At 43.5% G+C, this 11033-nt stretch carries 11 protein-coding genes; 2 read left to right on the top strand and 9 right to left on the bottom strand.

Annotated features, from left to right (window positions below; all coding sequences use genetic code 11):
• Window positions 1-36 precede the first annotated feature (36 nt).
• Complete coding sequence (gene tsaD / locus FTU72_RS10055) at window positions 37-1053, bottom strand: tRNA (adenosine(37)-N6)-threonylcarbamoyltransferase complex transferase subunit TsaD (RefSeq protein WP_004782431.1); 1017 nt, start codon at window positions 1051-1053, stop codon at window positions 37-39.
• Between the two features lie 146 nt (window positions 1054-1199).
• Between tsaD and rpsU the strand changes: the two genes are divergently transcribed.
• Window positions 1200-1415: a 30S ribosomal protein S21 gene (rpsU, locus tag FTU72_RS10050; protein WP_001136722.1), complete on the top strand. Its 216-nt coding sequence runs from the start codon at window positions 1200-1202 to the stop codon at window positions 1413-1415.
• Between the two features lie 33 nt (window positions 1416-1448).
• Entirely contained in the window at window positions 1449-1895 is a 447-nt protein-coding gene (locus tag FTU72_RS10045; RefSeq protein ID WP_004782432.1) for a GatB/YqeY domain-containing protein, read from the top strand.
• A gap of 80 nt (window positions 1896-1975) precedes the next feature.
• On the opposite strand, the gene FTU72_RS10040 is transcribed toward FTU72_RS10045, so the two are convergent.
• From FTU72_RS10040 to FTU72_RS10005, 8 genes are all read right to left on the bottom strand, one after another.
• A complete protein-coding gene (locus FTU72_RS10040) occupies window positions 1976-2335 on the bottom strand; it encodes a hypothetical protein (protein ID WP_180003691.1) in 360 nt (119 codons plus the stop codon).
• 101 nt (window positions 2336-2436) lie between these two features.
• The gene (locus FTU72_RS10035) at window positions 2437-3879 is read right to left on the bottom strand and encodes a M48 family metalloprotease (RefSeq protein WP_180031792.1); all 1443 of its coding nucleotides are present in this window, start codon (window positions 3877-3879) and stop codon (window positions 2437-2439) included.
• A gap of 85 nt (window positions 3880-3964) precedes the next feature.
• On the bottom strand, window positions 3965-4945 hold the full coding sequence (locus tag FTU72_RS10030) for a D-glycerate dehydrogenase (RefSeq protein WP_180031790.1): 981 nt from the start codon (window positions 4943-4945) through the stop codon (window positions 3965-3967).
• 22 nt (window positions 4946-4967) lie between these two features.
• Window positions 4968-5615 (bottom strand): hypothetical protein, encoded by a 648-nt coding sequence (locus FTU72_RS10025; protein WP_180031788.1) that lies wholly within the window; start codon window positions 5613-5615, stop codon window positions 4968-4970.
• A 208-nt stretch (window positions 5616-5823) separates the two neighbouring features.
• On the bottom strand, window positions 5824-7713 hold the full coding sequence (locus tag FTU72_RS10020) for a M48 family metalloprotease (protein WP_034169988.1): 1890 nt from the start codon (window positions 7711-7713) through the stop codon (window positions 5824-5826).
• A 91-nt stretch (window positions 7714-7804) separates the two neighbouring features.
• On the bottom strand, window positions 7805-9340 hold the full coding sequence (gene purF, locus FTU72_RS10015; protein WP_179992286.1) for an amidophosphoribosyltransferase: 1536 nt from the start codon (window positions 9338-9340) through the stop codon (window positions 7805-7807).
• Between the two features lie 24 nt (window positions 9341-9364).
• The gene (locus tag FTU72_RS10010; protein ID WP_005235088.1) at window positions 9365-9946 is read right to left on the bottom strand and encodes a CvpA family protein; all 582 of its coding nucleotides are present in this window, start codon (window positions 9944-9946) and stop codon (window positions 9365-9367) included.
• Between the two features lie 5 nt (window positions 9947-9951).
• The gene (locus FTU72_RS10005) at window positions 9952-10953 is read right to left on the bottom strand and encodes a quinone-dependent dihydroorotate dehydrogenase (RefSeq protein ID WP_005235085.1); all 1002 of its coding nucleotides are present in this window, start codon (window positions 10951-10953) and stop codon (window positions 9952-9954) included.
• Window positions 10954-11033 lie beyond the last annotated feature (80 nt).

Genomic DNA, 11033 nt, shown 5'->3' with positions numbered 1-11033 from the left:
GCTTAAGGCCCCTTTTCTTCATCCTGAATCTTTAAATCAAGCTTCTGCCGGATTCGTCAATTCTGTCATTGGCCAACGTGGAGTTGTGGTCACAGCCAAACCATCTTGCTGTCCGGCTTTTAGACGTTGATAACCCGCAAAGGCAATCATCGCACCATTATCGGTACACAGCGCAGGTTCTGCATAGTACACGGTGGCTTTGATTTTCGCCAAGTCTGCTTCCAGGCGTTCACGTAAACGCTTGTTGGCACTTACACCACCAGCAATCACCAGACGTTTTAAGCCAGTCTGTTTCAATGCCTTCACTGATTTTTTAACAAGTGTATCGACAATGGCTTCCTGGAAGCTCGCAGCGATATCTGCATCACGTCTTTCTTCACCGAGTTTCTTCATTTGAACAGAAACTGCAGTTTTTAAACCACTGAATGAAAACTCCAAACCTTGATGCAGCATTGGACGTGGGAAAGCAAAGGCGTTCGGATCGCCCTGCTCAGCTAGTCTGGAAATATTCGGGCCGCCCGGATATGGCAGACCCATCATTTTCGCAACTTTATCAAATGCTTCACCCGCCGCATCATCAATCGATTCACCGAGTAATTCATATTGTCCAATGCCATAAGCGGCCATGAGCTGTGAGTGACCACCAGACACCAGTAATGCCACAAATGGAAATTCTGGTGGCGTTTTAGAAAGTAATGGTGCCAGCATATGACCTTCCATATGGTGCACACCAATTGCCGGTTTATTTAAGGCAAAGGCCAAAGTCCGACCAAACAGTGCGCCAGTCATTAACGCGCCCATCAGGCCCGGACCACGGGTATAGGCCACCGCATCAATTTCTGATTTTTTGATGCCACTTTGTTCAAGCAGTTCATTCAGTAAGGGAATGAGTTTACGCACATGGTCGCGCGAAGCCAGTTCTGGTACGACGCCGCCATATTCAGCATGCAGTTTAATCTGGCTGTACAGCACCTGTCCGCGCAAACCCAACTCGCTGTCATACAGCGCAAGTCCTGTTTCATCACACGACGTTTCCAAGCCTAAAACGATCATTAAACTGCCTATAACCTGTATCAAATCTATTGCAGCAACTATTATAGACTTGTGATATGAGATGTAAATGAGTAAAATACTGACCTTCACTTGTGATCGAGGGCAATTCGGCCCTGATCTTATCCATAACTTAATGAGGATTCTTCATGCCACAAGTTAAATTGAAAGAAGGCGAACCAGTAGACGTAGCTATCCGTCGTTTCAAACGCTCATGCGAAAAAGCGGGTGTTCTTGCTGACGTTCGTAAACGTGAATTCTACGAAAAACCAACTCAAGAACGTAAACGTAAAAAAGCTGCTGCTGTTAAACGCTACCAAAAGAAATTGGCGCGTGAATCAGTACGTACTACTCGCCTTTACTAAGATTAATTTGTGATTGACTGCTTGGAATAAATAATGACTACTTTAAAAAACCAGATTACTGACGTATTGAAAGCCACCATGCGTGCCAAAGATATGTCAAAGTTGACGGTCATTCGTAGTCTGCAAGCAGCAATTAAGCAAATCGAAGTCGATGAGCGTAAAGAACTTGACGATGCTCAAGTTCTTGCGGTCATTGAAAAGCAAATTAAACAACGTAAAGAATCGATCAAAGCCTTTGAAGGCGCTGGTCGAGATGATTTAGCTAGTAAGGAACAAGCCGAAGTTGAGGTTCTCTCTCAATTTCTACCAGAAGCTATGACTGAGGAAGAACTTGATTCCCTGATTGCGCAAATAATTGAAGCGCAACAAGCTACTAGCATGAAAGATATGGGTAAGGTGATGAATTCTCTGCGTCCGCTCATAGCCGGGCGCGCCGATCCTGCACAAGTTTCAGCAAAAATTAAAGCAAAACTTGCTTAATTCCCCCATTCTATTTCAAATCTAAATCTGCGTTGAACTGCCTCCATTCCGGACAGTTCTCAGCATTTTCTTATTTATTCTTACTGTAAATTACAATCCACATTATAACGTTTCAGCAACTGCATCTCTTTTGAAGATTTTACCTGCAGTATGACATCCTGCTTGCCTACATTTTGATACTGACGATCCAGATAAGCCCGGTTCTGGTCTGCCGCTTTATATAAGCGATCCACATAGCGCTGTACAATCGCGCAAAACTGCTGATTCTGCGATGCACTAAAACCCTGCTGCTGTGGATTTAAACCTTTTAAAAACTGGCGTGATTCTTTTTGATAATCAGTATTAATCTGTTCAACGGACTGCACGTATTCTGCAGCACTAGCCGCCAATACATTTCCGCCACACCCCAATATCAATAAACCCAATAATATTTTTTTCATAAAATAATTGAAATAAACAACTTAGCTTTGCCCGGATTGTAGCGTGATTTAGTGAACTTCGGCTATATCTACTGAAACTAAAAATTATTAGAAAAATAGACTTAAATTTTAAACTGTCGCGTTTGCTGCATCTGTTTTAAACGTTGACCTATGGTTGCTGACAGAGACTGATTGCCTTTGCTGATACGTTTAGCATGTATTAAGGATTTAATCGCAGTTTCTTCATAGCCCGACCAGTACTCTACTTCAGCCCGATAACGCAAGACGTTGGCGGCTTTTATTGATGAATCAGGTGCTGCATTCGCTGCCAGTTGCATCAATCTCCAGCCACTAACATCACGGGTATTGCTATTTAAAAAGCGCTGCACAATCGTTCTGGCCTGATCAGGCTGTTTAGCACGAATCAGGGTTTCAGCATATTTATAATTTAAAGCACGGTTTTCCGGCATGATCCGTGCGGCTGAACTAATGCTTTTTAGCGCATTATCCAGCTGATTTTGCCCCAGATAAATATCAGTTTGAAATAACACCTGCAAAGGATGCATTTTATTGTGCTTTTTGGCTTGATCCAGTGCGACTTGTGCCGCCTGAAAGTCTCCCTGCTGAAGCTGATAAGCCGTTAAAGCCAGCTGGCCAGGAAAATCATTACGTTGCACCATTAAGTTGAGCTGTTGTTCAGTGGTCTGACGTGACAGTACCCGTGTATACCATTTAATGATTTCAAAATCCTGATCATTTAAATTACGCTTAACCGCAGGCAACTGATTGGCACGCAAACGCGCTTCACTCATACGCTCAGTAGTTAAAGGATGCGTCAGCCAGAAATCTGGCATAAAGCTTAAACGGCTAGTGGACCGATGCATCACTTCAAAGAAATCCGCCATACTGTGCGGACTGTATCCGGCAGCATACATATATTGCATTCCGATCCGGTCCGCCTCACGTTCCTGATTACGGCTATAAGTTAATTGCTGATCCAGTAGTGCTGCCTGAGAACCCATCATCACTGCTGCACCGGCATCACCATCTGCCTGTGAAGCGACTAATGCACCCACCAGAATCCCTGCTAGGGCCAACAGTCCTTGTCCTTTAAAGGTTTCTTGCGAACGACTGTAATGACGTTGTGTAACATGTGCAATTTCATGTGCCATCACCCCTGCCACTTCGTCTGTATTCCGGGCTGAATTAATCAGGCCAGCATTTAAAGCAAATAATCCGCCGGGTACTGCAAAAGCATTAATTTGCGGATCATTGATTACCATTAACCCAATCGGCTGCTGTAATTTGGTCTGACTGAGAATGTGGGAAAATATGGAAAGTAACTGATCTTCAAGCCATGGATTCTGAATCACAGGCATTTGTTTCTGGACTTGACGATAGACCTTTTCGCCGATCATTTGTTCTTTTTGCTGATCGATCAATCCGACGCCCGCACCAATATCCGGTACAGAAAATTGTGCAGCAGGCTGATTAAAATAATTATTATCACTATGTCCTGCCGTTGCACACAGACCTAACCCGCACGCCAATACCAAACGTTTCAATGAAAAATCTCTAAAATTCAGTTTCAACCTGTCTCGAATATAGCATCGAAAAATGAGCATAGATGCAAGAAAATGTTATTTAATATTACTTAGATGAACCAATCACTTGAGGATTCACCACATAGCGTGGCACCCGCCCTTCAAGTACATCAACCAGATTCTGATAAGCCAGCTCAGCCATTTTTCGACGTGTCGCCACTGTGGCCGAACCGACATGGGGCAAGGTAATGACATTATCCAGTTCAAATAATTCTGATTCTTTTAAAGGCTCTTTCTCATAAACATCCAGACCCGCAGCAAAGATTTGGTTGGCTTTTAAGGCTTCGATCAAAGCCTGCTCATCAATCACAGGCCCACGGGAGATATTTACCAGCACCGCATGTGGCTGCATCTGTGCCAGTTGTTCTGCTCCAATCAGTGCTTTTGACTCAGCATTTAAATCCACGGTAACCACCACGAAATCTGAGCGCTGCAAAAGCTCATTCAGAGAACAATACTGTGCACTGAGCCCTTGAGCCAATTCCGGTTTTTCATGGCGATTATGGTACAAGATATTCATATTGAAACCGTAAAATCCACGGCGTGCAACTGCTGCCCCAATATGCCCTAGCCCGATTATCCCCAGCGTTTTTCCGAAAATATCCATACCAAACTGTGCTTCACGTGTCGTGCGGTGCCATTGTCCCTGTTTGGTCCAGTGATCCAGATAAGCCACTTTGCGTGCAGCTGCCATTAACAGCGTAAATCCCAGATCTGCCGTGGTTTCAGTCAGGACATGGGGGGTATTGGTCAGATAGATATTTTTTTCATTCAGATAATCAACTTCATAGTTGTCATACCCTACACTGACACTCGAAATGATTTTAAGTCGGGTTGCTGGTGCCAGATTATCGCGATTGAGCAACCTTCCTGCCCCGATCATGCCATCGGCATCCCGCACATGTTCCAGCAACTGCTCATGCACATTGCCCAGTTTCGGCTGTAAAGTTACTACATTATAATTTTGTTCGAGTTTTTTCTGGACATCCTGATCGATCTGGCTGAATACAATCACTTTTTGCTTCATATGTCCCTATTCCACATCAATATTATTCTGAGTTCGCTGGCCTGTTTTGCATAAATTGCCATAAGCGTTTTTTAAGTATGGGCTGATCCAGCATTTCCTGTAAAGATGCCAGTTGAATCATTTTATTATGTGTCACATGCGGAATAGAGCCAAGGGAAATGATATTTTTTTCCAGGCTCATCATGTCCAGAAAACCCTGAATATAAGATTCAACACCCCGGCCATCTTGCAGATTCACCCAAGGAAATGGCCAGTTCAGTTCATAAAATTCACTTTGCAGAGCACGCTGGATATTGCTCCATAAATGCTGGGTTTGCTCGGTCATTTCTGTGGCATCGATGACAATCGTGCAATGTTCCAAGCTTAAAGCCTGCAAGTTGAATGGCGGAATATGCAGAATTTCCCGCTGTTCCTGAATTGTTGCAACAACTACTGGCGCTTCACTTTTAGCTTCAGCTTTTGCTTCAACTGTAACAGGCTCAGGCGCAATTAAAGGAGCTTTTGCTACCGGAGCAATCTGAGTCGGTTGTGGCAGGATGATTTCGCTATGTAATTCTGCTGGGGCCTGATCACGCCAGATCGAAACCTGATGCTGCTGACATACGTCGCCCTTGGGAATCCAGATATCGATTCCTAATGTTGCCAGTATGTCACGCTGATGCCCAATCATCTTTTCTTCATCACCTATTTCAGGTTGAACATTTTAACGGGATTCGCTTTTCTTTGCCGAACTATTTCCAGTTTTTCACTCTCTATCTTGAATCACTTTAACTCAGAATAGAAATCAATTTATAAGATTACTTTTTTCTACTGCAAGTTCTTTTATAGATCAGTTCTTGAAAAACTGGACTTAAATACATCTTCTTAATTTAAAAATACTAGATAATCATCAAGCTGTTTTTCTTGAGCATTTGCGAGGTAATTTCATTGGATTCAAAGCCCAAGCGCCAGTACAGAAGTTCCATCACATCCAGCTCATCCTGAGTCATGATCCGGTCGCTCCACAGGCAAACTTCTGCAATACCTAACATGCTCAAACGATCACGTAATAACAATCCTGCAATATCATTTAAAATCTCGGCCAAATCAATCGGCTCATCTGAGATTTCACTATACAGCTCAAGTTCTCGCGGACTAAGAATACGGTTTAAAATCTTTTCCCGAACCTCCAGTTGATTATCGCTATTAATCTGCTGCACATGCAGCAAGGCATCAATCAGACGTACAATCTGTGGTTTGACCTCATCTAAAGACGTCGGCGTATGCATCGGCAGTAAATTCAACTCATACTTCACCCGCTCTAGCAATAAGGCATCTAGCAAACCGATTTCACCATCTTCCTGAATAATCCTTGCCAGCTTCATTAAAAACTGCCGTGCCACCGTGGTTGGCATTCCACCAATATTTTTACAGGCTTGCTGGAAAATCGAGATATGTACCCGTCCATCCAGATTTAATAATGAATCAATAATCGCACGACTGACTTCTGCCTCGGTCGGAATAAATTCACGATATTGCCGGATCATCAAAATTGCGACCATCACCTCACGTGAACCGGTCGAAGTTTGCAAAGCACGTTCAATCAGCTCTGGACGCGGCATATTGGCACGTAGTTCAGGATTCAATGGCTTGATGGCATCTTTGATCGCAAAACTGATCGGAGACAAACGCAACAAAGGCAAAGGCTGTGGGGATTCCCAGACTGCTGTGCTTTCAGGCACGACATCTTCGAGTGAACGAAACAAACTAAACAAAGGCTGGTTTTTTAATTTCTTCAGATTTTCGAGCTGCAAATCCTGAATCAAAGCAGGATTTAATTCATAAATACGCTGATTAATATTCGGATGAATATTCAACCAGTTCTGTGGACTTAAAGAATTGGCAAAACACATATGTGAAATGGATTCGGCATATTCACTATAGATCTGTGATCCTGAATGATGCACATGAATGCGCAATAAAGTCTGAATATTGGCATCATTCTGAATCAGGCGTCGGGTTTTCTGGTCATTTTTATAGGTACGTCCGCCCAATGAAATATATTTAATAAAACGTGTAATCAAAATACCCAAGCTGCCAATCAACCAGATGACTGCTCCGATTGAGACATAGAAGGTTTCAAACTTGTTTTCCCGAGGTACATCATTTCGATAAAACCCCAACTTCGCAATCTTGCTGCCCCACTGGCTAAAAGTGGTCAGACTGCTATATAGAATTTTCAGGCGGGTATTTTCAGCTGTTTCACCAGATAGAATCTTGTTAAATTCATGACTGAGCAAGCCATAAAGTTCAATTTCATCAAGAGTTTGTAATGCACCCCAAGTCAGAATAATAGCAGTATCACGTGGACTAAAACCCGCTGTTAATGCATTGACCCCCACTTCATTCGGCAGGACATACATAGCTGGCGGTTCAATCAGGAACGTATCTGCCAGTTGAGTATTGATCCGTAGTGCAGCACTTTCTTCCGGAATACTTTCCATTTGATTCAGTCGACGCGCGCCCATTTGCTGGGCTAAAGAATAGCCGCCGGCACGAAACGTATAAAATTCATAGATGACCGAAATAATCATCAAGAACAAAACCAGTGCTACCAGATAAGGACTAAGGACATGCCACCATATCGACTGGCCAGGATCAGCATAGAAAACAAACAGGCCAACCACTGTATTGATAATCAGAACTGTTAATAGTATCGCAATCAGACAAAAGCTGGCTAGCAATAGCATATTCTTGTTTTTGACCAAAGCATATCCTACGCTTTTCAATCTACCACCCTAACTGATCTGGTCTTTCCTTGGGCTCATCATAAAACAAAAAAGCGGGAAATTCCCGCTTTTTCATCATGATTTTAATTGCTTAGACTTCGCGTACACCGGTCAGGTCAACTGATGCTGCATCAATATTCACATCAATAAAATTGTCGCCTTTTTTGGCGCCATCACTGCGTTTTTGCTCTAATTGATCGAGGTATTCAGCATTGATTCCACCTGCGACATACACACCATCAAATACAGAACAGTCAAATTCACGCAAATGAGGAACTTTTTTGGTACGTACTGCATCTTTCAGGTCTTCCAGATCTTGGAAAATCAGACGGTCAGCACCAATGATTTCACGGATTTCTTCTACACTGCGTTCAGAAGCGATCAGTTCAGATTTCGCCGGCATATCAATACCGTATACGTTTGGATATTTCACCATAGGTGCCGCAGAAGCGAAGAATACTTTTTTCGCACCCGCATCACGTGCCATCTGAATAATTTCATTACAAGTCGTACCACGCACAATCGAGTCATCAACTAGTAGAACGTTTTTGCCCTGGAACTCGAGCTCAACCGGGTTCAGTTTTTGACGTACTGATTTTTTACGCAGTTGCTGACCTGGCATAATGAAGGTACGACCGATATAACGGTTTTTCATGAAACCTTCACGGAATTTCACGCCTAGCATATTGGCTAATTCTAATGCCGAAGTACGCGAAGTATCCGGAATTGGAATCACCACATCGATGTCATGCTCATCGCCCCACTCGCGCAGGATTTTTTGTGCCAGTTTCTCACCCATTTTCAAACGGGCTTTATACACAGAGATCCCATCAATAGTTGCATCTGGACGAGCAAAGTACACATATTCAAAAATACATGGACGATATTCTGGATTCGCTGCACATTGCTGGGTAAAGAAGTTACCGTCAGAATCAATGAAAACTGCTTCACCTGGTTCGATATCACGTTCAACCTTAAAGCCTAGTGCCGTAATCGCTACAGATTCAGAAGCAATGATATATTCCATACCACTTTCTGTTTCGCGCGAACCGTAAATTAATGGACGGATACCGTTTGGATCACGGAAGCCTACCAGACCTTGACCGGTAATCATCGCAACAACGGCATATCCACCTTTACAACGCTCATGTACACGCGTTACAGCCTGAAAAATATCTTCAGAGGTAGGTACCAGCTTGCCACGTTTTTGTAATTCGTGCGCCAGTACGTTTAGTAGCACTTCTGAATCTGAATCAGTATTCATGTGACGCAGATCAGTTTTAAACAGGTCATCATGAATTTCTTCAGCATTGGTCAGGTTACCGTTATGCGCCAGCGTAATCCCATAAGGTGAGTTTACGTAGAATGGTTGCGCTTCGGCACTGCTTGAAGTACCCGCCGTTGGGTAACGCACATGACCAATACCATAATTACCCTGTAAAGCACGCATATGACGGGTATGGAATACATCACGGACCATACCGACATCTTTACGCAGGAACAGGCGGCCTTCCTGACAAGTCACAATCCCAGCTGCATCTTGTCCACGATGTTGTAACATCGTTAATGCATCAAACAACATTTGGTTAACAGGTGATTTACCAGCTATACCAACTACTCCACACATAGCAACCTCGCAGACAAGCTAGGATTAATAAAAAGGATTATTCGTTGACGCATCTGAACTCTTGGCCTTGGATGCCGGTTCAGATGAGGAATCTGAAGGTTTCTGTGCCCCTTCAGACTTGATATGTTGCAGGGCGCCATTTGCGGCTTCTTTGGAGAGCTCTGTTGCCCAAGGCGCATATGGCAATAAGACCTGTATAAATTTGGACTGCTTCCAGTGCGGCGAACTTTCCACCCAAGGGCCAATCCCCTGCATGGTAATCAGAACAATCAGCAAACCTTTCAGGCTACCGAAAACACCGCCCGCAAGACGATTCAGCGGACCGAGTTTCAGGGTTTTTAAAATGCGGTTGAGCAGAAAGGTGACAATCCAGGTGAGTACCACAATCATCAGAACGATAAAGGCAAAGGCTGCAATCTTCTGTACCACTGGATCTGTACTGAGAGCAACCATTGAGGGCGCAAGTAGTGTTGAATATTTCGCCGCAATAATCAAGGCAAAAATCCATCCCACTAAGTTCGCAAAGGCTTTAATAAATCCTTGGCGCAAACCGTTGAGCCCTCCAATGAGCAAGATAATCAGTAGAAAGATATCAATGGCATTCATAGGATTTAAAGCGCGGCTACACAGTCTTTAACCAGTTCCGGCCCAGTATATATGAGGCCACTATAGACTTGTACAAGGCTTGCACCAGCTTTTTTCTTGGCCAGCGCATCCGCACCTGAAAGAATACCACCCACACCAATCAATGGAATTTGTCCCTTTAATTCCTCTGCAAATGCAGCCAGACATGCCGTGCTTTTCTCAAAGACTGGCGCGCCTGATAAACCGCCCGCTTCTTCTGCATGCTCCAGACCTTCCACACCTTCACGTGACAATGTGGTATTGGTCACGATCAGACCATCAATCTTGTATTGCAATAACTGCTTGGCAATAAAGGCAATATCTTCAGCTTCAAGATCCGGTGCAACTTTTAATACCAGAGGAACGTAATGCTGATGTTCCTGAGCCAGTTCCAGCTGACGATTCTTCAGCGTTTCCAGCAATTCAGTCAGTGCATCGCCACTTTGTAAACTGCGCAGGTTCTTGGTATTTGGAGAAGAAATATTAACGGTGATATAGGAAGCATAATTATAGACTTTTTCTAAACAAATAAGGTAATCATCTACTGCTTTTTCTACCGGAGTATCAGCGTTTTTACCGATATTGATTCCCAGTACACCTTTAAATTTTGCAGCTTTAACGTTTTCAATCAGTTTGTCCACACCATCATTATTAAAACCCATACGGTTAATAATCGCTTTGGCTTTCGGAAGACGGAATAAACGTGGATGAGGATTACCAGGTTGCGGGCGTGGAGTAATGGTACCAATTTCAATAAAACCAAAGCCTTGACTGGCCAAGGCATCAATATAGGCACCATTTTTATCTAACCCTGCTGCAAGACCGACCGGATTAGGAAATTCGATTCCCATACAGGTCACAGGTTTCACAGCAACATTTTGACGCATCATGCCCATTTTATGGGATGATTTTAATAGTGATAGTGTCAGCTCATGTGCACGCTCTGGTGCTAAAGAAAACAACAAAGGGCGGGCTAGAGAATACAACATATCTAGAAAAGTCTACTGCTTTTTAAGTCGGCATATTATAGGCATAGGCTGACAAAAAAACCATGCTTTGCAAATCTTTA

The organism is Acinetobacter sp. YH12137 (assembly GCF_013418535.1).
GTDB lineage: Bacteria > Pseudomonadota > Gammaproteobacteria > Pseudomonadales > Moraxellaceae > Acinetobacter.
This window is presented reverse-complemented; position numbering and strand designations above follow the sequence as displayed.

Bases quoted from the DNA above. Each gene is read 5' to 3' on its own strand.
- tsaD (WP_004782431.1), bottom strand. From the start codon at position 1,053: ATGATCGTTTTAGGCTTGGAAACGTCGTGTGATGAAACAGGACTTGCG.
- rpsU (WP_001136722.1), top strand. From the start codon at position 1,200: ATGCCACAAGTTAAATTGAAAGAAGGCGAACCAGTAGACGTAGCTATC.
- FTU72_RS10045 (WP_004782432.1), top strand. From the start codon at position 1,449: ATGACTACTTTAAAAAACCAGATTACTGACGTATTGAAAGCCACCATG.
- FTU72_RS10040 (WP_180003691.1), bottom strand. From the start codon at position 2,335: ATGAAAAAAATATTATTGGGTTTATTGATATTGGGGTGTGGCGGAAAT.
- FTU72_RS10030 (WP_180031790.1), bottom strand. From the start codon at position 4,945: ATGAAGCAAAAAGTGATTGTATTCAGCCAGATCGATCAGGATGTCCAG.
- FTU72_RS10025 (WP_180031788.1), bottom strand. From the start codon at position 5,615: ATGATTGGGCATCAGCGTGACATACTGGCAACATTAGGAATCGATATC.
- purF (WP_179992286.1), bottom strand. From the start codon at position 9,340: ATGTGTGGAGTAGTTGGTATAGCTGGTAAATCACCTGTTAACCAAATG.
- FTU72_RS10010 (WP_005235088.1), bottom strand. From the start codon at position 9,946: ATGAATGCCATTGATATCTTTCTACTGATTATCTTGCTCATTGGAGGG.
- FTU72_RS10005 (WP_005235085.1), bottom strand. From the start codon at position 10,953: ATGTTGTATTCTCTAGCCCGCCCTTTGTTGTTTTCTTTAGCACCAGAG.